The organism is Rhodopirellula sp. UH5, from assembly GCF_056839225.1.
The window spans coordinates 4,293,001-4,314,909 of the sequence record NZ_CM166390.1 but is presented as its reverse complement, the minus strand read 5'-3'; the positions used below and the strand labels follow the sequence as shown (position 1 = coordinate 4,314,909).

The 21,909-nt window shown below is 58.2% G+C and carries 17 protein-coding genes; 4 read left to right on the top strand and 13 right to left on the bottom strand.

Features of this window, described 5'->3' with window-relative positions; genetic code table 11:
• Positions 1–69 precede the first annotated feature (69 nt).
• Positions 70–2,583, top strand: a complete 2,514-nt coding sequence (locus UH5x_RS15400) for an FAD-dependent oxidoreductase (protein ID WP_482632921.1) — start codon at positions 70–72, stop codon at positions 2,581–2,583.
• On the opposite strand, the gene fliO is transcribed toward UH5x_RS15400, so the two are convergent.
• The 11 genes from fliO to mnmG all read right to left on the bottom strand — a co-directional run bounded on the left by fliO (position 2,552) and on the right by mnmG (position 14,479).
• Positions 2,552–3,286, bottom strand: a complete 735-nt coding sequence (gene fliO / locus UH5x_RS15395) for a flagellar biosynthetic protein FliO (protein WP_482632920.1) — start codon at positions 3,284–3,286, stop codon at positions 2,552–2,554. The two genes, UH5x_RS15400 and fliO, sit on opposite strands and share 32 nt — an antisense overlap.
• Complete coding sequence (gene fliN, locus UH5x_RS15390; RefSeq protein ID WP_047812270.1) at positions 3,283–3,708, bottom strand: flagellar motor switch protein FliN; 426 nt, start codon at positions 3,706–3,708, stop codon at positions 3,283–3,285. The genes fliO and fliN overlap by 4 nt, the downstream gene beginning before the upstream one ends.
• A gap of 16 nt (positions 3,709–3,724) precedes the next feature.
• Positions 3,725–4,282 (bottom strand): dihydrolipoamide acetyltransferase, encoded by a 558-nt coding sequence (locus UH5x_RS15385; protein WP_047812271.1) that lies wholly within the window; start codon positions 4,280–4,282, stop codon positions 3,725–3,727.
• Between the two features lie 9 nt (positions 4,283–4,291).
• Positions 4,292–5,047, bottom strand: a complete 756-nt coding sequence (locus UH5x_RS15380; protein ID WP_047812272.1) for an OmpA/MotB family protein — start codon at positions 5,045–5,047, stop codon at positions 4,292–4,294.
• Entirely contained in the window at positions 5,047–5,808 is a 762-nt protein-coding gene (locus tag UH5x_RS15375; protein ID WP_047812273.1) for a motility protein A, read from the bottom strand. Before UH5x_RS15375 ends, UH5x_RS15380 begins: the two co-directional genes overlap by 1 nt.
• A gap of 18 nt (positions 5,809–5,826) precedes the next feature.
• Complete coding sequence (locus UH5x_RS15370; protein WP_047812274.1) at positions 5,827–6,072, bottom strand: flagellar FlbD family protein; 246 nt, start codon at positions 6,070–6,072, stop codon at positions 5,827–5,829.
• Between the two features lie 645 nt (positions 6,073–6,717).
• On the bottom strand, positions 6,718–8,157 hold the full coding sequence (locus tag UH5x_RS15365; protein ID WP_482632919.1) for an aldehyde dehydrogenase family protein: 1,440 nt from the start codon (positions 8,155–8,157) through the stop codon (positions 6,718–6,720).
• A gap of 64 nt (positions 8,158–8,221) precedes the next feature.
• Complete coding sequence (locus UH5x_RS15360) at positions 8,222–9,364, bottom strand: hypothetical protein (RefSeq protein ID WP_482632918.1); 1,143 nt, start codon at positions 9,362–9,364, stop codon at positions 8,222–8,224.
• A gap of 162 nt (positions 9,365–9,526) precedes the next feature.
• Positions 9,527–10,759, bottom strand: a complete 1,233-nt coding sequence (locus tag UH5x_RS15355) for a carboxypeptidase-like regulatory domain-containing protein (RefSeq protein ID WP_047812278.1) — start codon at positions 10,757–10,759, stop codon at positions 9,527–9,529.
• A 646-nt stretch (positions 10,760–11,405) separates the two neighbouring features.
• Positions 11,406–12,479: a class I SAM-dependent methyltransferase gene (locus UH5x_RS15350; RefSeq protein ID WP_482632917.1), complete on the bottom strand. Its 1,074-nt coding sequence runs from the start codon at positions 12,477–12,479 to the stop codon at positions 11,406–11,408.
• The gene (gene mnmG, locus UH5x_RS15345) at positions 12,476–14,479 is read right to left on the bottom strand and encodes a tRNA uridine-5-carboxymethylaminomethyl(34) synthesis enzyme MnmG (RefSeq protein ID WP_047812280.1); all 2,004 of its coding nucleotides are present in this window, start codon (positions 14,477–14,479) and stop codon (positions 12,476–12,478) included. Before mnmG ends, UH5x_RS15350 begins: the two co-directional genes overlap by 4 nt.
• Before the next feature lie 58 nt (positions 14,480–14,537).
• Here mnmG and UH5x_RS15340 point away from each other — a divergent pair, with 58 nt between their 5' ends.
• The 3 genes from UH5x_RS15340 to UH5x_RS15330 are packed head-to-tail and all read left to right on the top strand — an operon-like array spanning position 14,538 to position 19,033.
• Positions 14,538–16,889, top strand: coding sequence for a hypothetical protein (locus tag UH5x_RS15340; protein WP_482632916.1), 2,352 nt, complete (start codon positions 14,538–14,540; stop codon positions 16,887–16,889).
• Between the two features lie 57 nt (positions 16,890–16,946).
• A complete protein-coding gene (locus UH5x_RS15335) occupies positions 16,947–17,981 on the top strand; it encodes a glycosyltransferase family 9 protein (protein WP_236695909.1) in 1,035 nt (344 codons plus the stop codon).
• Between the two features lie 26 nt (positions 17,982–18,007).
• Positions 18,008–19,033: a glycosyltransferase family 10 domain-containing protein gene (locus UH5x_RS15330; RefSeq protein WP_482632915.1), complete on the top strand. Its 1,026-nt coding sequence runs from the start codon at positions 18,008–18,010 to the stop codon at positions 19,031–19,033.
• Positions 19,034–19,143: 110 nt separating this feature from the next.
• Here the strand turns inward: UH5x_RS15330 and UH5x_RS15325 are convergent, their stop codons facing one another.
• Both UH5x_RS15325 and UH5x_RS15320 read right to left on the bottom strand, forming a co-directional pair.
• Positions 19,144–19,761, bottom strand: a complete 618-nt coding sequence (locus UH5x_RS15325; protein WP_482632914.1) for a M90 metallopeptidase family protein — start codon at positions 19,759–19,761, stop codon at positions 19,144–19,146.
• 193 nt (positions 19,762–19,954) lie between these two features.
• Positions 19,955–21,712, bottom strand: coding sequence for a thioredoxin family protein (locus UH5x_RS15320; RefSeq protein WP_482632913.1), 1,758 nt, complete (start codon positions 21,710–21,712; stop codon positions 19,955–19,957).
• Positions 21,713–21,909: the final 197 nt, after the last annotated feature.

Sequence of the window (21,909 nt, the reverse complement as noted above, 5' to 3'; positions counted from 1 at the left end):
ACTTGCCACCGTTTGCCGTGTACCTACGGTAATGAGTCAAAGGATCTTTTCTCACGGGAGTGAATCATTTTGGATCGTCGGATCCCCGCATCATTGGCCGAGCGTCGACGCTGGGTCGTTGCACCTGACCAGACGGATCATCCGCCGGGTGAGATGGTTCTGTACTGGATGCACAACGCTGTCCGGGGGCATGAAAATCCTGCCTTGGACGCAGCGATGTGGTTGGCGCACGAAAATGGTTTGCCGCTGCTGGTCTATCACGGGCTCTCGGAAAAGTACCCCTACGCATCGGATCGGCATCATGCGTTCATCCTGCAGGGAGCACGCGATGTTCAGCGAGAGCTGGAGGCGAAGGGAATCACTTACGCGTTTCATCTGGAACGTCAGGGGCATCGTGGTCCGCACCTGAGGGATTTATGTCGCCGGGCGGCGGTGTTGGTCAGCGAGGAAATGCCCGTTGCGCCCATTGCATGTTGGGTCGAACGATTGCGAAGTCTCGTGACGACGCCGATCATGTTGGTTGACACGACCTGTGTTGTGCCGTCTTTGTCGATTCCAACCGTTCCAACGCGAGCCTTTGAGTTTCGGAGTCTCATCCAGGATGCGTTGGCGGATCGATTGGAGCGTCCCTATGAAGAGTTGCCCGCCGACGTTCAACCGGCTGAGTTCACCGGGCCGCTTGGATTTGAATCGATCGATCTGCAGGACGTTCAATTGGCGGACTTGATCAGTCGGTGCAAGATTGATCATTCGGTTGGCCCCGTCGCGGACACTCCCGGTGGAACGCGCGCAGGTTATGCTCGTTGGGATCGTTTCCGGGAGACATCGTTGAGCAAGTATTCGGAGCGACGAAATGATGCGGACGATCCGTTGGGTGTCAGTCGCCTGAGTGGTCACCTGCACTATGGGATGGTCAGTCCATTTCGAATCGCTCGCGAAGCCGCTGCGTTGGGAGCGGGGAAATACGTCGATGAATTGGTGGTTTGGCGGGAGATGGTGTTTCGGTTTTGCCTGGAGCACGTGGAGGACCTCGACACCATGGCGGCTCTTCCTCAATGGGCTCGTGAATCGTTGGTCGAGCACGCCGACGATCCACGGGAGGAAGTCCTGGATTGGGAATCACTCGCACGTGGGAAGTCCTCGCAGTCGCTTTGGAATTTGGCTCAGCAGAGTTTGTTGCAGCACGGCGAACTGCACAACAATTTGCGGATGACATGGGGAAAAGCGTTTTTGGCCATGACGTCGAAACCCTGTCAGGCACTGGCTCAGTGCATCGACCTGAACCATCGGTATGCAATCGATGGCAGAAGCCCGATCAGCTACAGCGGTATCCTGTGGTGCTTTGGCCAGTTTGATCGTCCTTTCAAGCCTGAGCAGCCGGTATATGGGACGGTTCGTTCGCGGTCCGTTGATCAGCACGAGCGTCGCCTTGACGTGCCTCGGTTTGCTCAGTGGGTCAATCGCCCGATTGCCGCCACGCTGCCTCGCGTTGCGATTGTGGGAGCGGGACTGGGAGGCTTGACCGCAGCACGCACGCTTTCAGACCACGGTCTGGAGGTGCACGTCTTTGAGAAATCGCGGGGAGTCGGAGGGCGGATGGCGACGCGACGCGGCGAATCAGGAGTGGGCTTCGATCACGGTGCTCAGTACTTCACGGTTCGCGATGATCGGTTCGCGAGGTATGTGCGAAGCTGGATCAGCCAAGGCTTGGTCGCTCCCTGGATGCAGCCGATTGTGGAGTTGCAACCGGGAGGCCAGGTGGGGAAGGAAAAGTGCGGGACGCCTCGTTATGTCGGTGTTCCTGGCATGAACGCCATTGCCAAGCATTTGGCAGCGGACGTCAATGTCCATTTGCAAACCACCGTGGAGTCACTCAAGCGGGTGGGCGAACGGTGGCAGCTGAAGGTTGCAGACCCAAGTGGTTTGTCACCGGACGATTCTTTGAAAGGCGAGTGGAACAACGAATTTGATTGCGTGATCGTCAATTGCCCGCCGGAGCAAGCTGCCTCCTTGTTGGCTGGTCACTCCGGGATTGCTGCCACCGCTCGGCAGGTTGAGATGTTGCCCTGTTGGTCCGTGATGGTCCGCGGGGAAGGCTTGCCGGAGCTTGGTTTTTCAGGCGCCTTCATCAACGAGGGGCCGCTGTCCTGGATCGCTCGCAACGATGAAAAGCCGGGGCGGGGTGCCGAGGACGGATCTGCCAGTGCGTGGGTTATGCACGCTTCGGCGGATTGGTCGCAGCAGCACTTGGAGCAGTCGCCCGAGTGGGTGGGCTCGCAGTTGCTCGCTGCAATGCAGGAAGCGACGGGGCACCAATTCGCTCGCGTGGTTGAGTGCCAAGCTCATCGTTGGCGCTATGCCAATCCTGTGTCGCCTTTGGAGACGGATTGCCTTTGGGACGCGACCACAGGGCTGGGAGCATGCGGTGACTGGTGTGGCGGTCCGCGAATCGAAGGCGCCTTCCTCAGCGGGATGGCGATGGCAGGGGCGGTGTTGCGTCAGGCAACGATCGACCGTGCGGCTGCATCTCCAGGCAAGTTGGTTGATGCGACTACGCCGAAGCGAACAGCCGACGCGGTTTAGACGGCGGCGTGGAAGCCGCGGGGCGTTCGACGAACCCAGAGGCCACCGGCTCACTTTCGATTTGACGCATGGTTTGTTCGAAGACGGCTCGAGCTTCGGCTGAGCAGCTGGCGATCAACTCACGGACTTCGTCGGGATCGGTGACTTCGGAGATCGGTGTGACGCCGGACGATGTTTGGCTGAGCACCAGCACGCGGCGACCGCATTTGACCAGCAAGAGTTTGGTGCGTGGGTCGAGCATCACGTGCCCGAGTGGACTGAGAGTGGATGCGGAGAGCGGTTTGGAAACGGCAGAGCCACCCCCGAATCGACGACTGACCCAAACAAGGCCACAGAACAAAGCCAACACGATGGCGAGGCTGGATCCCACCGTGACCAGTGGAGCGATGTTCTTGGACCGAGAGGATTCGCCATCGGGCGAGAGTTCCAGGCCCGAGGTTTTGCTTTCTGAGGGCAGTTGGTAGGCGGATGCGTCTTGGTTGTCTGCCTGCATCGAGAGAGCAGGGAAACCGCGTCCGATGACTTTGGGCGGTTCCGGAGAAACGCTGTGAGAGGGCAGGGTGTCCGCACTGTAGGCGGCTTCGGTGCCGTAGGAGGTGTCTGAGCTGTAGTTTCGATCCGCGGCTGCGATTTCGCCAGCACCAAGGCAGGTGATGAGAGCGAAGGGGATGATGTTGGCAGGGGCAATGATGCGATTCATCATGAGCTTGCTCCGATCAATTCGGTCACACGAACACAGAAGTTGTCATTCATGACCAACACTTCGCCGCGGGCAATCATGCGGCCGTTGACGTAGATGTCGACGGGGTCGCCGGCCAGTTTGTCGAGCGCGACAACGCTGCCGGCGCGCAGGCGGAGGACTTCTTCGAGCCGCATCTGCGTGCGTCCCAGTTCGATTCGGAGGTCCATTTCCACTTCGCCGAGCAAGTCGACATCGTGGGCGGCTTCGCCGAGAGAGTTGGGCGAGAGATCGCCTAAAGCGAACGGTCGAGGGACATCCCGTTGATCGCTCTCTTTGTCGCCTGTGGCGGCAGCGAGAGACTGGGATGCTTCATTGAGCAACGCCTCAATATCATCTGTATTGAGTTGTTCGCTGGATTCCGTTTGATTCTCCGTCTCGCTCACGATCGTCCACTCCGTGTCACTCCTCGATGAGCTGGTATTCGTGAAACCCGACTCCCAGCAGTAAATCTTCGTCCAGAAGATGATTACATGTCGTCAAAATTCGACGCTGCAACAAGCCCAATTGGTTGTCTTGCAGTTCAGGAAGTTCGCTATTTCGGATTTTCATTCGAATCGCGTGCCGAAGACGCCCGTTTTTCGCGGTGAACTCCTTCGTCATCTTTTCGCGGTTTTTCTTCCGAATCAAACCGTAGAGCCTCAGTTCGACTCGAAAAGAACGCTCGGTTTCGATCGGGCTGAAGGTCTCGCCGAACGTTCCCAGATCAAATTCGATCTCTCGATTTTCATCGGATTGCTCTTCTTCGGCCTTCTCGGCGCCTTCTTGGACGGATTGGATCAACTCGGCTTCCGCCAAGGCGCTGACCTGTTCCGCACTGGGGACCAGGAAGAAGAACATTCCCGTTTCGAGGACGACCACCATTCCCACGAACAACACAATCAGGCTGGTGTTGCTGCGCGGTTTGGCCGGAGCGTCATCGAGTTCCGGTTTGTCTTCGTTTTTGTTTTCTTCGGCCATCGGATTGCCTTAAGCCTGCGGAGCTTGGACATTGGAGTCGGAATCGGAAGTCCCTTTGGGGTCCTCCACTGTTTCATCGAGCAGGAACACTTCGACACGCGAGTCGTTGCCGAATTTAGTGATCGTTGCGTTCCGGGTGATTGGTTCGGTTGCTTCGGCTGAGGAGACTCGGAATCGATCCGAGGCAATGCCTTGTTTCGACACCAGGTAGCGTTTGACCGTGGCAGCACGCCGGATGGCCAGCATCATGCCTTCATCGGTGCCAATGGTACGAGCGGCAAACTCAGCCGACACGTGTCCACGAACTTCGATGCGTTGTGGCTTCCCGCGAAGTTGTTTGGCAGTCTGTTCCAAAATGCGTTGGCTGGCGGGAGTCAGGCGATCGCTGCCCACTTCAAAGAACACGACACTGCCCACCGCGGTCATGTTGCCGGGACGGATGATGCGAACGTGCTGTTCTTCGCCGACGGGTGCTTTCTCGGGAACGCCCCCCTTGGCGGTGTCCTTTTTCTTCGCTCGTCCCGTGGTGGAGAGAACGGAGAATTCCGATGACCGCGGCTTGGCGTCGCCCGGTGCCAAGGCATCGAGCGTACGTTTGTAGCCGAACTGCTGCTGCATCGAATTGACGAGTGCCTGGTACGTGTCTTCTTCTTTGATCTCACTGAGTGAGACCAACATGATGAAGAACGTGAGCAGCAAACTCATCATGTCGCCGAACGTGACAACCCATTCGGGGATGGCGATTTCATCTGGTTCATCATCCATTACTGCAGTTCCCGTTGTTTGGTTGGCAGGTAGGTTTGCAGCTTCTGATCGATCGCTCGTGGGCTTTCACCCGACTGAATGGCCATGACGCCGCGAATCGCGATTTCCATGCTGAGTTGTTCGTTGCGGCTCATCAGGCCCAGCTTTTCAGCAAAGGGACTGAAGAACACGTTGGCGACGATGGCCCCGTACAGCGTGGTGATCAGTGCCACTGCCATCCCGGCTCCAATCCCCGATGGATCGGACATGTCTTGCAGCATCATGATCAGACCCATCAGGGTTCCGATCATCCCGTAGGCGGGAGCGAATCGGCCGAGTTGATCCATGATCGATTTGCCTTCGCGGTGACGCATCGCCATTCCAGCGACTTCGGTGCGAAGGACCTCTTCGACGATTTCCGGTGCCGTTCCGTCGACAGCCATTTGGAGGCCGGTCTTCACGAGAGCGTTGTCGATTTCAGCAATCTTGGATTCCAGTGCCAACAAGCCATCTCGGCGAGCGACTTCTGCCAGTTCGACGATCGATTTGATCAAGACCAACCGGTCTTCCCCTTTGTTCAAAATCACCTTCAAGGCGATCACCGGGCTCTTCAGCATCGAGCTCATCGGGAAGCAGATCAGTGCGGCTGCGAATGCACCTCCGATCACCACCAAGCCCGACGGGATGTCGATGAAGGCAGAGAAGGGGGCGTTACCAAGCAGGATCGAAACGAGGATCAAGCCGATCGCGAAGATCAGACCGAGCAGACTGGCGATGTCCATTGGATTGGTTTCTTCGAACTAGGATGTCGTGTGGAGGTTGGTATCCGTTGGTGCTGGACCAAGCGTGGATGGCATCGGCGGCAAGAAGTGCTTGCGTTGTTGGTATTCGATGGATCGATCAACGACCTCGTCCATCGTTTCCTTGACCGGCAAGCGTTCGCCGTTGGTCAGCGTTACAAATGTGTCGCCACGTCGTTCGACGTATCGAATCAACTCGGCGTTGAGGATGAAGGCTTCGCCATCGAGTCGAGTGAGCTTGATCATGTTCGGCGTACCCCGCGGTTTCTGTGGATCATTCGCTTCCGCGACCACTCTGACGATCACAAGCGATGCTGACGATCGAGACTGGTCTGCTGAAAGGTAGGTCACGTTTGTGGACAAGCGACAACAGGCCAGTGTTTCCTGAGGTGTTTTCGCAACACATCGGCGCAACCGGAACAACCTCTGCCATCGCAACCGTCACAGCGGGTGGCGCAAGCGATTCACCTTCCGCAGCCCCTTGGAATCGGAGGCTGTGCGGCTTTTTGCGGGTTTTCGAGCGGTGCACCTCCCTCGAAACGAAGTTCGGGAGAGATCGAGCGACGCCGTTCAGGCGTCCGCGAGGGTGAGGGCTGAATGTCCTTTCAGAGTAGAACATTTGTCCCCAAATGTTTGCGTGATGGTTTGGTGTCGTCGAGCAGTGTGACGCGAACGTTTGAAAGTGGGCTTGGGTGCGATGAGGCTTGGCGGTGGAAGGCTGCCCGACGGAACCGTTGAGGACAACTGTTCTACTCTGATGCACGACCTCGTCTCGAGGAAGGCAAAAGAAAACGCCGCGAAAGCAAGCTTTCGCGGCGTCCATGAAGTTTGGGCAGGGCCGGCAACTCAGCGAGCCGCTCGGAAACTCAGTTCATCATTTGACTCGTCGTGTCAGGCGCTGGGTGTGGCTGGCATGGGGGCGATCTGATACGCACGGTTGGTGAAGAGGAACTCAATGATGTTGCCTTCGTGCGGCTGCAACCAATTCAAGCGATTGGTTGGCAGCGGACCGATGTTCAATCGGTCGATGTCCACGCAACGCGAAGCGTCCTGGATGAACTTTTGATCGGACGTGATCACGGTTCCGATCAACGAGGTGCCGATGCGAGACAGCATTTGGTCTTGGGGGCATTCCACGACGCTGACGAACGGGAACATGTATTCCTTCGACGCGACGCCGCGGTCCGGTGAATCGGCGTGCAGGACCATGGGACGCAAGTAAGCGCAGTGGTCGCGTTCGATCAGCTTCTCACCGTATTCAGCCGTCATGTCAGTCACGCCGCTTTCCGCCAAGTCCTGCTGAACCATCGCGTAGGTTCCCGTGGCCATGGCGGGCACGGTGAAGGCTGCCAGTTGGGCGTCCGGGTCGCTTGGCGGGCGGACGTCGACAGGACCGATGCGTTTGGCGATCGCCGCTGCAATTTCGCGGGTGTGTCGGCTGGCCCAGATCCCAGAACAGTTGATGCAGCTCCGACCGGAATTGCTGAGCACGCTTTCCACCATCACATCCAGGAACATTTCCCAGTCGTCCACGATGTCATCGCCAAGCAAAATCTTTGAGAAGCCAGGTCCGTGCGGTTGCACCTTCGGGTTGCCCGCATGTTGAGCGATCGTTTGAGCGCTGCCGAAGATCATGCTCCGGGAGGTCTTGGCCATGATGGCTCCGCCCGCGTCATGCCCACCGGGGTACAGTCCAAAGGCAGCGGCAGGGACACCGGCCTCGATGAAGGCGGAGACCATCCGGTAGGGAGTCCAGGGTTCTTGCGAGCCCGGCTTGAGTGCCAGTCCGATTTGCAATGGAATCGCCGGCAGCCACAGCGTGTGGACACCTGGAGAATTGTTCGGAAGGATGGCTCCCAGGATCGGTGTTTGAGCTTGGTAGCTGACGGTCACGCCGCGACCTTCTTCGCCGTAGCCCTTGGACAGGATCGAGAGATCCAAACCGCGTGTCAGGCAATCCAGGATCTGTTCCATGTTGCTGAGCACGAAACTGTTCTTGGTCATGTTCGACCGGCACATGTGCTCGGGCAAACCCGTGCTGGCCGATTGTTGATGGATGAAGTCATCCACGGTTTGCTGCGAGTCACCGACTGACAGCGTTTCCTTCTCAAACAATTCGGCTGCCTTGCAGCACATCTTCAGCAGTTCGCTGGTGGGAACCTCCAGCAATGCTTCCCGCGCTTTATGGGCCACGCGCAAGTCGCGGCCGACAATGCCTCCGCCGACCGTTCCGATGCGTGCGATGGGTTCGCCGGTGTCGAAATGAACAACGTCATTGAAATCGATGGACTCGTATTGTTTGCCCCAACGAAGAGGATTCAGTGTGATCATGAGAGTCGAAGTGAAAGCGGAGGTTGAGCGAGAGGAAGGTGGATGAGCCAGTCAGCAGCGTCCATCAATAGACGCCGACGGTGGTGGCTCCCGCCAATTCGTGGAACGGACGCACGCCACTGACCCCATCCCAGGGATAAGTTTCAAATGGCTGTTCCCGTTCGCCTTCGTCACGTTCCATGAATCCAGGCACGAAGAATTCATCCGTCAGCGTGTACAGCTTCACGCGACCGGTTTCACCGTAGCCCACTTTCGCGTTGTAGTCGTCGAACTGCACCACTTCGGTGACCGCTCGTGGCTGGGGGGCGTAGTAGCTGATTTTGTACCCGTCAGCGGCACTGATGGGTTTGCTGCAGGCGAGTCCCATCAACGTGTTCCCGTAAGTGGGGGTCATGAAGACACCCCCTTCTTCCGGCGGCCCACCCAGCATTTCCTCGACGGCGAAGCGGGTCCACTGAGGTGTGAACTCGGTGCCACCTGAGAAGATTCCTTTGATGCCAACTTCTGCCAGGGACGTGCCTTTGTCTTCCAAGCCCTCGCTCAGGGATTCGAGCAGCTTGGGGGTGGCAAACATGCACTTCACATCGTGACCCGCGGTCAAAATGGTGATGGCCTGATCGATGCAGTGCTTCTTGTACTCTTCGAGGTGCTCCATCCAGCCTTTCTTGATCAACTTGACGACCCAGCGAGGGTCCAAGTCGATGCAGAAGCAGATGCCACCGCGATGTTGAGCGAGGTGCTCGACCGCCAAACGCAAGCGACGAGGGCCGCTCGGGCCGAGCATCAACCAGTTGGATCCTTGGGGGAAATATTCGTCGGGCAGCGTGTCGCTGAACAGTTCGTAATCTTTCCAATGATCTTCGATCACCATCCGGCTCTTGGGGACCCCGGTCGTTCCACCGGTTTCAAAGACGTAAACAGGTTTGCCTGCATGGCCCTTGGGGACCCAGCGATTGATTGGACCTCCACGCAACCATTCGTCTTCAAAGTGCGGGAACTTCTTGAGGTCATCAAAGGACTTCACATTGGTGAGCGGGTCGAAGTTGAGCTCCGCCTTTTTCTCCAACCAGAACGGGGATCCCGTTTCATCGCTGAAGTGCCAATGAACGGTTTTCAGCGTGTGTTCATTGAGCTGATCGAGTGCCTTTGCCGCAGCGGCTTGGACTTCGGGATTGATTGGAGCGGGAGCACCTTCAACAAGACTCATGGGGTCCTCTGGTGGGAATGGGGCGAGAGGAGGGGGAAGGGAAGGTTTGAATGCTTGGCATTATGCCAGAAAGGGAAGCCGCCGACGATCGGCGCATGAAAAAAGGCCGCGGGTTGAGACGGTCCCGCGACCTTTTGTGTCTGTCTGAATCAAAGAAATTGATCAGGGAGCGACTGGACTAGCTGGCAATTGTGGGAAGACGCTGTCGTCGTCGTCGTCATCCAGCGAAGCTGCGATGATGCCCAAGCCGGCCAAGGAAGCGATTCCACCGAGTCCGCCGCCGAAGCCACCGCCTCCGCCGCCACCGGAAAATCCACCGCCGCCACCGCCGGAGAATCCGCCACCACCGACAGGGTTACCGAAAGAGTCGACTGGATTGCCGAAGGCATCCACAGCGGTTCCGAAACCGTCTTCGACGATCATTCCATCGTCCACGATGGTTTCTTCGATGACGATCGATTCTGTGATCACGACTTCATTGCAAGCTTGAATGGCCATTGGCAATGGAGCGACTTGCATCGCGAATTGAGGGCAGCAGCAGTTGTTGTTTTTGCGATGTCCAAATCCAACGAACGTTTCGTTGTTGGCGTTGACCAAAGCCGTTTCCGTGTTGGCGGTTGCTTCGTCGACCAGTTCAAAACCAGCCATTCCCAATCCGGACAATCCAATTGCCAAGATCGAGTATTCACCCGCTTCGACGCCTGCGAATTCGAACGATCCGTCGCGATTGCTGACGACACGGTCAACCGTTTCGCCATCGTGGATCAAGAAGATGTTCAAGAGTCCGGCATCGGTCAGGGTGCGACCTTCGGCACCAGCCATGTGGATACGGCCTTTCATGCCACCGTTGGATTGAGCGACACGGAACAGGTTCTCGCCAACCACTTGGCTCGAGATGCCCTTCAGGTCCGCGTTGGCAATCGAAGTCAGGCTGTCTTTGCCAGCAGGTGGCAAGTAGCGAATGATCGACGATTTGATGATCGAGTAGTCGATGCCGGCAGCAGCGATTTCGGCGGTCTTGGGATACATGTCCGAAGAAGCCATGTCGTCGCCGACAACGTGCATGGCACAGCATGCGAAGATGCCATCAGCACGAGCCGAAAGAGCGTAAACGCCGGGGTTCACACCACTGAAGGTGAAGTCGCCTTCTGCGTTGCTCTTCGAACGCAAGGTCTGGCCCGATGCGTCGGTCATGACGATGGTCGCGTCGGCAATCGTTTCGGAAGATCCGTCTGCTGAAGGCAGAATCAAACGACCCGAAAGTTCACCCGCAACTTCTGGGTTCACCCACTGGGGAACCGTCAGGTGATCATTCAATTTGATGTTCGAATCTTGGGCGACAGCGATGGTCATCGTCATCGCAAGCATGCCAGCGAGGGCAGCAAAGCGTTTCATGGTGTGTCTCTGGTTAGGGTGTCTCAATTGCCTAAAATACATTCAATATCCAAGTCGAGATGGATTCTCTGCTCAGATGCCCAACAGTTTTGTCCGAATCGCACCGAAAGTCACGGCAAAATCACCGAGAAATTTGAAATTGTGGGAGATTGGGTAAGTTGTGCGAGCGAAGTGTAGGCAGGATGAGGGGCTGGGACAAGATTCGTTGTGTGAATGATGCGTGAATTGCTCTGTGACCGGCCCTTGCAGCGTTTTTATGGCAGATCAGGCACATCGCGTTCATGTGAAAGTTTTCTGCTGCTCGACTGATGTTGAATGACTGACGGGTTTTTGGGGTTCAAGATTCCTTGTTCCCAGGCTCTGCCTGGGAACACACCGTCTTGGAGGCTCCGCCTCCCGATCCTGTTTCAGCAGGCGGAGCCTGCAGTGCATTGCGTTCCCAGGCAGAGCCTGGGAACGAGAAACAGCCTCCTTCATGAAATCGATGTCCCCGGGAGGGGCGAGCGAAGCGAGGGGAGACCTGGTGATACGGAGCAGACACCGACTTCCCGATTTGATTTTCGCTGGGAAGTCGGGAAGGGGACCGATCTCTGCTCTGAAAGGTTTGGTAAGTCAGAGGACACTTTGAAAAAGACCGCCTCAGTGCTCAGGCGGGCATTGTCACGGCGACGCAGACTTCGCACCGGTTGCGAGCCAATTGGCGGACTTCCAGTCGCTCGACGCCCCAGGTGCGAATGAAATTGCACCAGCGTTCCACGTGGGTCGCGTTTTCGTATTCACCGAGTTTCATGGTGATCAACAGTCCACGGAAGCTCGTTTCGCGACTGTCCACCATGTTGCGGACGGTGCTGAGCGTGGCATCCGGTTTGACCGTCGAGTCGACCAGCAACCACTTGGCTCCGCGAAAAACTCGTCGTGGCAGGTCACCCGCCCGAGCGGGGTAGTGGATGAATCGGGGATGGTCGGCAATCCGCGGGTCCATTTCGGCTGGATCGACGCCGATGACTTGCATTCCCAGTTCAAGCAATCGGCCGCAGGCTCCGCCGGGAGCACTTCCGACTTCCACGGCCAAATCACCAGGCCGCATATCGAATCCACTCCAGGCGATCGATTCGGCCGCTTTGAAGTAGGCTCGGGAAATCGGTTCGTAGGCCGGTTCAATGGGCTGAACCCCGCCTGGCCAGCGTGTTGGCAGCGTGGTTGATTCGTGAGTTCCGAAGAACCACTGGGAGGGATCGACCAGCACGACATCGAGGATTCGTTGGCCGTTCTCGGCGATTTGATTTGGGCGAGCGCAGATCAATCCAGGGCCTCCGGACGCGGACCCGTCGTGCAGAGCCGACCAGATTTCGTCGGCAACCGCCGCGGAGACTTCGTCGATGCCGGGTTCAAAATCGAAGCGGCCAATCGCGGTGCGGTCTCGCGGCCAAACATGCAGTTGGTCAAACGGCACCTTCTCGGACGCGATGGCTTGTTGCAGCTTCTCGATCATCACGGACGAATGAGTGTTCTTGGCTGACCCCAGCGATCGAGACGCGGTCCGAATGAAAACGCCGGTGGGTGGTTGCCGTTTTTGATCGTGTTTGGCGGTGACAAAGCCTGGACGCGAAAAAGCCAGACGCCATCCTTCGCTGGCAATCTGTTCTTTGACCAAAGTCTCGGCGCCGTGGGCGCAGCACATCATTGCAAACGAGCTTTGTGTGTTGGGATCGTTGGTCAATGGGAATCCGAAGCTGAGGAGGTGGGTTGAGTGGTGTCGTTGTCGGATGACGCAGGGTGGTCAGCGGACGCGGGGGAACTCGCTTGCGAGAGCGAATTGTTTTCGATGTGAGCGAGCACGAGGGCCAAGTCTGCCGGCGTGATCCCGCTGATCCGTTTGGCTTGCCCTAGGTTCAACGGGCGAATTTTCGTGAGCTTTTCCTTGGCTTCGTTTCGAAGCGGTCCGATCCGGTCGTAGTCAAACGAAACGGGAATCGCTTTTTCGGCGTGCCGCGATTGCTTGTGGACTTCCGCTTGTTGGCGATCGATGTAGCCGGCGTACTTGATGTCGATCGCGCACTGTTCGGCGGCTCCTTTTCCAATGCTCGCCAACTCAGGGACTTGGTCGGCGATCAGGTCCCAGGTCACCTCGGGGCGGCGCAGGTAGACGTCGCCGCGAACGGTTGGGCCGGTTTCGGGTTGGATCTTGGATTGTTGCAGCAGCTTGGTCCCGCGTTCGATTTCCGCCAGTTTTTGATGGAATCGTTCGCGCCGAGCGGCGTCGATCAGCCCCAGTTCATCGGCCTGAGGAGTCAGCCGGCGATCGGCGTTGTCCTGTCGCAGCAGCAACCGGTATTCCGCTCGGCTGGTGAACATTCGGTAGGGTTCGTCGGTGCCACTGGTCACCAAATCGTCGACCAGCACGCCGATGTAAGCGTCTTGTCGGGACGGCACCCACGGAGTTTGGGACGCGGCGGCACGAGCGGCGTTCAGGCCCGCGATCAGGCCTTGTCCGGCGGCTTCTTCGTATCCCGTTGTGCCGTTGATTTGCCCGGCAAAGAACAACCCCGCAACCGCTTTGGATTCCAGGTGCGGCCACAGCTGAGTCGGGGGGCAGTAGTCGTATTCGACGGCGTACCCGTATCGCATGATCGCGGCTTTTTCCAAGCCGGGAATGCAGCGGAACATCGCGTCTTGAACGTCGCGGGGCAGGCTGGTCGAGATGCCGTTGACGTACACCTCGCACGTCTGTCGGCCTTCGGGTTCCAGGAACAATTGGTGACTGGATTTGTCGGCAAAGCGGACGACTTTGTCTTCGATCGACGGGCAATAGCGAGGGCCGCGTGAATCGATTTGGCCGCTGTACATCGGGGCCCGATCCAGGTTCGCTCGGATCAGATCATGCACGCGTTCGTTGGTGTGCGCGATGTGGCACGCCATCTGAGGGGAGCGGATCGCATCATTGAGATAGCTGAACGGCTGCGGGTCATCGTCACCGGGTTGCTCTTCCAATCCCGAGTAATCGATCGTGCGAGCGTTGAGTCGTGGCGGCGTGCCGGTTTTGAAGCGATCCAGTGTGAACCCCATTCGGTGCAGGGCGCCGCTGAGTCCGGCGGTGGTTCCTTCGCCCGCGCGACCCCCGGCGGATTGCGATTTGCCGGTGTGCATGATCGCTTGCAAGAACGTCCCGGTGGTCAGGATCACCGTGGGGGCGTGATAGACCGCGTCCCCGCGGACCCGGACGCCGATGACTCGCTGGGTTGCCAAGCGGTCTTGCCCCTCGGCGATCGGTTCGGTGATCAAGTCCTCGACGGTTTCTTGCCGCAGGTCGAGATTGGGTTGGGTCTCGATCCGATACTTGATGAAATTCTGGTAGGCCTTTTTGTCCGCTTGAGCGCGGGGGCTGTGCATCGCCGGGCCTTTGCGGCGGTTGAGCATCCGAAACTGGATTCCCGTGGCGTCAATCGCTTCGCCCATCAAGCCACCCAGGGCGTCGACTTCGCGAACAATTTGTCCTTTGGCGACGCCGCCGATGGCTGGGTTGCAGGACATTTGCCCGACCGTGTCCAGATTCGTCGTCAGGAGAGCGGTTTTAGCACCCAGGCGAGCGGCAGCCGCAGCGGCCTCGGTTCCCGCGTGACCGGCTCCGATGACGACGACATCGTAGTCATAGCGATTTTGAGGATTGTTCGTGGTCAATGGTTGAAGTCCACAGTCGGGAAACGCCGATGTTCGAAACACGGATTGTCTATGCGCGGTGGCGCTCGAAATTCACGCCCAACCAAATTTTGACCAAACCATGCGATTTGACCAGCACCAAAGTCGTTTGATCCGTCGCTCAGCCGCGTTTCGGCGTGCTTTGATAGCGGCGGCGGCCGTGGCGGGATTGGCCGGTGGCACGGTGACGGATTCGCGGGCCACATCGGCTCAGGAAGTGGTCGATGTGATCATGAATTCGAACTCGTTTCAAATTCCATTCAACATTGCGACCTCGGGGACGGCACCCGCCGAAGTGCAATTGTACGTGGCGGTTCCCGCAAACCAACCCAATCCGGCGGATCTGTCAGAAACAACTCCGGGGGACTCGCCCGGATCCCGTCCGCTGCCGTCCCCGCGAGCCAACCCGTACGCCGAAGTGGGCTCGCGGAGTCTTCCGGATGGGGCCCCCGGTCAGTGGAAGCTGCTCGATCGCCAACCACCGGACGCCCGCCAGTTTGATATTCGCGAATCCGGCGAAGGGACGTTTTGGTTCGCCACCCGAACGTTGGATGTCAACGGACGTCCGCACCCACCGGGGCCGATCGTTCCCGAATTGAAAGTGGTGGTGGACACACAGGGACCCAAAATCGATCTGCAGGCCGACGCAGATGCGGATGGACGAGTGGTCGCCAAGTTTTCGATTCAAGACGCCACCGAAGTCCGTCAACTGACGGTCCATTATGTGACCGACACGACCCGCCGGTGGCAGCTGGCGACCTTGGAGCGAGAAGGAAACACAGGCCGGTTGCAATTGCATCCGGAGGACGATTGGAAGCAATTGTCGCTGCGTCTCCGCGCCCTCGATCGCGCCGGCAACGAAACCATCGTCAGCGAGTTGGTCCAAAAGCCACGGGTCGCGTCGAAAGCCACCACCCGGTTCGCATCGGGCCCCAATGGCTATGGGCCCTCGTTTGGGCAAGGGATTTTTCAAGGTTTCGGAGATCTGCCGGGCGGGGCGTCCCATTCCACCAGCGGTCCTGCTGCGTTGGATGGGCCCGAGATGCTGCCCTTGCCATCAGGGATGATGCCGGAATCTGTTTCGCCCGTGACTCCAGGCGGCATCGGTGGCGGAAGTCAGGCTCCTGGTCAGTCAGGTTTGCCTCCCGCCGGGGCGATGGGAGGTGTCGAGGGCATTCGCACTCCCGAAGCAGAAGACTTGCCCGCCCCAGCGCGTCCTCAAACGCCTGCGGAAGCGATGCGCCCGCTCGATGCGCCCGCTCCTCAAGGACAGACGCCTTCGCCGGTTGCCGAAACGCCGCTGCTGCCCGGTCCGCAGTTGTCCAGTCCGCAGCTGTCCAGTCCGCAGTTGTCCAGTCCGCAAGGGCCTGGTCTACAAGGTGCGGGCCCGCCAATGCCAGCCGCTCAGGGGGCTGCGCCAGGGGCAACTGGAAACGCGTCCGCCTCAGAACCCGAGACGCCATTCCATGCGGGGCCATCGCTGCCGGAGTCGATTCCCGCGCCGGCGGGGCTCAACACGAACGCGCCGTCCCAGTTGAACGCTCCGGCACCCCATCCGCCGGTGGACGGGATTCAGCGTTCCAAAGAACCGGTTCAGTCGCCTTGGTCACCGATCACTGGTGATCGCAAAAGTCGTGATCCTTTGTCGGCAGGCAACGCCCCCGGCAATCCGTCCAACGGACGTTCGGCGGAGGCTCCTTCTGAAATGCGATATGAGTCGCAGCGTGCCAGTTCCGCGACGATGGAGCGAACCACGTTGGATCCGCGTGAAACACTGGACCTCAAACGGTTGGCGGAACGGTCTGTGATTCGGCACAGCGACAGCAATCGATTCAGCTTGGATTTTGAAATCGAAGCGATTGGCGGCCGCGGCGTCGAAGCAATTGAGTTGTATGGGACCATCGATGGCGGCCTGAACTGGAAACGGTGGGGCACCGATCCCGACAAAGCGAGTCCGTTTGACATCGAAACCAACGGCGAAGGCATCTTCGGATTCCAAATCGTGGTCGTCGCCGCCAATGGTTTGACCAGCCCACGACCGCTCAGCGGGGACGCACCCGACATTGTGGTGGTGGTCGACCAGACCGAACCCGAGGTCAGCATCAACGGGGCCCGCTATGGGGAAGCCGATCGTGCTGGATCGTTGGTGATCGCCTATCGATGCCAAGACCAATATTTGATGTCGCGTCCGATCACACTTTCCTTTAGTGATACACCGGAAGGACCTTGGACCACCATCGCCGCTGGGTTGCGAAACCTGGGCGATTACGTGTGGCCCGCGGACCCTCAGTTGCCACGTCAAATCTATTTGCGAATCGATGCCACGGACCAGGCTGGCAATGTCGGCAGTTACGTGCTCGATCAACCGGTGGACACTCGTGGGTTGGCCCCGCGAGCTCGCATTCGTGCGTTCCGATCCATCTCCAGTCGATAGTGGTGTCTCGCGTCTGACGCGTGGGGCACGAATCCTGCTTTTCAACTGATCTTGATTATGTCTCTGGAGTCATCCTCTCCCATGCGGATTCTGCTCGGCCAACCAGGTGATCTTTCCGATTGCATTTTGACATTGCCCGTCGCGTGCTCGCTGAAAGAGCATTTCCCGGAATCGCAGGTCACGATCGCGGTCGGAGTGGAGCAAGCTGACTTCTTGGAGCAGCATGCCGCGATTGACGAAGTCATTCAATTGCCAACCCGATGGAACCGATCTCCACGTGGCATCCGCGGCGTCAAGCAGACGCTGGATTCGCAGACCTACGAGGTGGCCATCGATTGTGATGACTCCTTTGTTTCTGCCTTGGTTTGTCAGTTGTCCGGTGCCAACCGCCGAATTGGTTGGGACACGACGCCACGTTTCGCACCCCGACGTCAGTTGCTCAACGAGCTGGTGACACCGGTGTTTCACCATGTGGTGGATCGTCGGTTGGAATTGCTGACGCCGCTCGCCGTGGATCGTCCACGAGCCCGGTTTGATTGGCCGGTCGATTCGGCTGATCACGGTTGGGCGATGCGATACCGGCATCGTTGGGCTGGACAGGACTTGGCGTTGATGGACACCGGCCGAGTTTTCACGTCGGTCGGATGGATGTTCGATCGCTACGCCGCGACCGCACGCTATCTGGCGGACCGGTTTCAAATGCACACCATCGTGACCTGGCGAACGTTCGAGGAACGATTGAAGGCGGAACAGATTGTGGCTTGTGCCGGGGACGCCGCTTCGCTGGCACCTGACATGACGCTATCATTGGCCGCTGCACTCAGTTCATTGACCCGAGTTGTGATCGCGGAAGACACACCGATCTTGCACGCATCGGTCGCCGCTGGTGCCAATGTGGTGGGCTTGTATGGTCCACTGGAAGGAACCGGATCGCCTTCCGCTCGCGGACCGTACCAGCAACACGCCTTGGCAATGGAAAACAAAGCCCGCGGCGGATCGCCCAATCGAGAAGCCATTAACCGGGTCGGCGTCGAACACGTCTGCCAATGGATTGATCAACTTCAGGCTCCTGCGTTTGCAGAGGCAGCCTAACTCCAACCGCTCTTGTCCTCCCTGTTATGACCGACCGCGTTGGCATCGTTCCCTTTGGCAATGCGGCCGAGAGCTACCACCGAATGCTGCCCGCATTCCCAGGGACGCTTGGCCAATCTGGTGTGCTTGGTGAGTCAAGTGATGAACCGCTTCGCCAGGTTCATTTCAGTCACGATTTGGAGGACGCGGATTGGTTGGTGGTCGCTCACCTGACCGCCGAGGTGCTACCAACAACGATTCCCCGGTCTCGGCGTATTTTGGTGACCGGCGAGCCTTCTCCTGCAGTCGACATTGGTGCCCGCAATGCCAACCAGTTTGGGATTTTGATCTCGCCCTACAACATCCCGGGTTACTCGGGGACTTGGGTTCCCAGTCATGGTGGATTGCCATGGTTCTTTGGACGACAAACCGAATCGCTTCGCCGACTGGAAGACCTCGAAGCGTTGCCCGTGCCTGAGAAGTCGCCGACGATCTCCGCCGTCATCTCCACCAAGGTGTTGCACGAAGGCCACCGACAACGTTTGCGGTTTGTCCATCGGTTGCAAGAAGCGATCGGTGATCGGTTGCACCTGTATGGTCGCGGGATTCGCGACGTGAATGACAAAGCCGACGCGATCTTGCCGCATGCGTATCACCTGTCGCTCGAGAATGTCTGCGAGCCGAATTACTGGAGCGAGAAGATCAGCGATGCGTTCTTGGGATACTCCCTGCCGTTGTACGCGGGTTGCACCAACATTGAAAATTGGTTCGATCCTGACAGCTTTGTGACGCTCCATCTCGATGACATTGACGGCTCGGTCAAGCACGTCCAGCAGATCCTCGACAGCGATCTCTATTCCCAGTGTTTGCCTGCGATTCGCCGAAGTCGGGAACGGGTGCTGCATCACGAAACGCTGTTTCATTTACTCGCCCGAACGATTGTTGCCAATCCAAGCGACGACCTACGCATGGCCACGGCTGAAACGATCCACACCAAGCCGGAACGAACGGTCTGGCAAAAGGTCCGCAAAGAGTTCAAACGCACCTACCACCGGCTCACGTTTCGGCCGTGACGAAGGGCTCTCCGTCGCCGGATTCGCCAAGGGCGAACGTGCATGCATGACTCCGGAGGAGTCCACGTTGGTAGCTCGGGGTGCCGGAACGGCGCATCGCTTGGTCCGGCCTACTTGCTGGAGCGTTCGCCCCAGAGACGGCCGAGGAGGTCGTGCAGCGTTGGGTCGTGTTGTTCGAGTTCGGCTCGCACGAAGGGGAAGAAGTCGTTGCGATAGAAGTAAGCCTCGGTGCCTTCGGCAAAGTATTCCTTGTGGTTGCTCAGTCCGTAGTGGCGGACGGTTTGGCCGGTGTACAGCAACACGTTTTCGTATCGTTTCTCCACCTTGGCGTCTTCAAACGCCGCGATGATCTCCGGATGATCAAAGCTCAGGAATTGATCGTGATAGGCATGCGCCAGTTCATGCAGAATCATCGCGGGATGCTTGAGCATCTGCTCCTTCGATAACAGCTGATTTGCTCGCGGAAGGTGAACCTTCTTCGTCAGTCGCTCATCGTGTCCATTGGCCAGCAACCAGCCACGGCTGGGATGGTACTGCATCGTTCCCAGACTCGGATGTTCTTCTTCGAGCCAAATCTCGACGCGTTGCAACTTCGCAAGTGTTTCGGAAGGGATCAGAATCTGGATGCGTTGCAGATGGTTGGCAAGCATCGTCAGCGAGCGGTGTTCTTTCTCGGAAGCATCGTCACCCGAAACAGTTTCACCCAAGAGAACGGGTTCGATGTGCACTCTCCAACCTTCGATTTCACGGACCACCGGATCGAATCGCGGGGGCGATTTGGCTGGGCCGTCGTTTGCCAACACCGGCGTCAGAACCGCCAGGCAAAGAAACGAGAGACCAAGCAGCCTCCCGGTGGAAGGTATCCGGATGGCTTGGTTCATCATCGGCTCTTGGTCGCATTGGGAGGTTCGACTGCGAAAGTCAGTCGGCCTTCACCATGTCCATGAAGCCGATCATCATTTCATTCCAACTTTGGTCGCCCCATCCAACGGTCTGGGAAGGATCGGGGTTGCTCAGATTGTATTCCGAGTTGTCAAAGACCGCACGGCAGTGGACGACGGTCCCCCGGGGCAATTTTCGAGGTTCCTTCAGGATGTACTTCATCTGCCAGTTGAAATCGTAGGCGGGAACGTCCAGCAGGATTTCTTCCTCGCCATTGGGGAAGTGCGCCGTGTAGCGGAACGCTTTGCCGCGCAGGTGCATGTGTGGTGTCATCCCAAGCAGTTCGATGTCCCTTCGGACGGTGTGCTTCGCCGTCACCACGTGGTTGGCTTCGCCAGGTGGGATTCTGAATTTTGTTTCGATCGCGATGGCGCCTTCCAGTTCTCGGTCCACATTGGCTTTGTCGGTGAACTTGACCCCGATGTACGACAGATCGCTTTGGGCGGTGCCGTTGGGGGTGTAGTGCATCTCAAACAACAGCTTGCTGCCGGCTTCCGCATGGATCGCGACCCCGTCATCCAGATCGACCGGGGTGCTGCCGGGAGCGTAGCCCACCAACACCTTTCGTAGATCCACATTCCTGCCGCCCGGCGGGATCACATAGACCAAGATATGGTGAACAACGGCTCGGTTTTGAGGGCGTGCTTCGCAGGCAATGACGAACTTGTCCTCGTCCCAACCAGGATCGATCACGAATCGCTGATAGTCGACCACTCCTTCGGCGGGCACCTCGAATGGTTTGTCTCGCATTGGGATGACTTGATCGGGCTCGCCAATCTGCCATCCCGTGATGAACACGGGAGGTTCGGGCAGGTCTGACGGATCACCCTCGGGCATCCCACCATCGACCCATTGTTCAATCAAGTCCTTTTCTTCCTCGGACAACCGCGCGTCGTTGGCGAATTCGCCGTGTGCCGGGTTGGCCGACCAAGGCGGCATGCGGTTGTTGCCGATCACTTCGAGGATCGTGTCCTCCCATCCCTGCGTGTCTTCGTAGCTGGTCAGGGTGAACGGCGCGATTTCGCCGTCGCGGTGGCAAGTCACGCATCGTGAATTGAAAATCGGTGCGATGTGTTGGGTGTAGGTGATCTCGCCCAGTTCCGCGACTTCTTTGGTTCGTCCGATGTGGCAACCAACGGCCTCCGTCTTTGGTTGGGTGATCGATTTTCCGGCCAGCAGTTCTTCCACCGCGATGGCCAAATCGGAACGTGTCTTCTTGTCGCGAGCGTAGCCGACTCCGTACTGGTCATCGATGCGGCCGTGGTAGCGAATGACGCGATCGGCATCGATCAGGAAAACCTCGGGGGTTCGTTCGGCTTTCATTGCATCCGCGACGACGTTGCCTTTGTCCTTCAGTATCGGAAAGGCGATTTCGTGACGATGCACGTAGGCAGCCATTTCGGTCAGGCTGTCTTGTTTGTTGGAGTTGATCCCGATGACCTGGAGGCCGCGATCTCCGAATTTTGCCTGAAGGTCATTCAGTCGTGGACCATACAGTTTTGCCAGCGGGCACTCGGTTCCCAGGAAGACAATCGCCGCGCACTTCTTGCCCTCGAAATCGCTTAGCGAAACGGGTTTGCCGTAGGCGTTGGGCAGCGTGAACGTTGCGACCTGCTCTCCGATCGGAGAAGTGTCCGAACCTTCGGACTGGCGACCCGTCGCGGCATTGGCGAACGGGAACCAGGCATTTCCACCAATCAAGCATACGACTGCGAAGCAAACCAAACGACGATGCATCAGAGACCTCGGGCGGAGAGAATCAACAGGAAACGCTAGTTTCGCTGAAATGCGGTGGGCGTGTCACCCGCAGTTCCGTCTCGAATTGTACCGAGGTGTTCGACGCCGTGGCGGAAAGGCCGGTTGGGATGCCTTCGGGCGGAACTCCCGGGGATCCGAATTCTGGCAAATCCGGCTACGGGAATGGCACGCCCCGA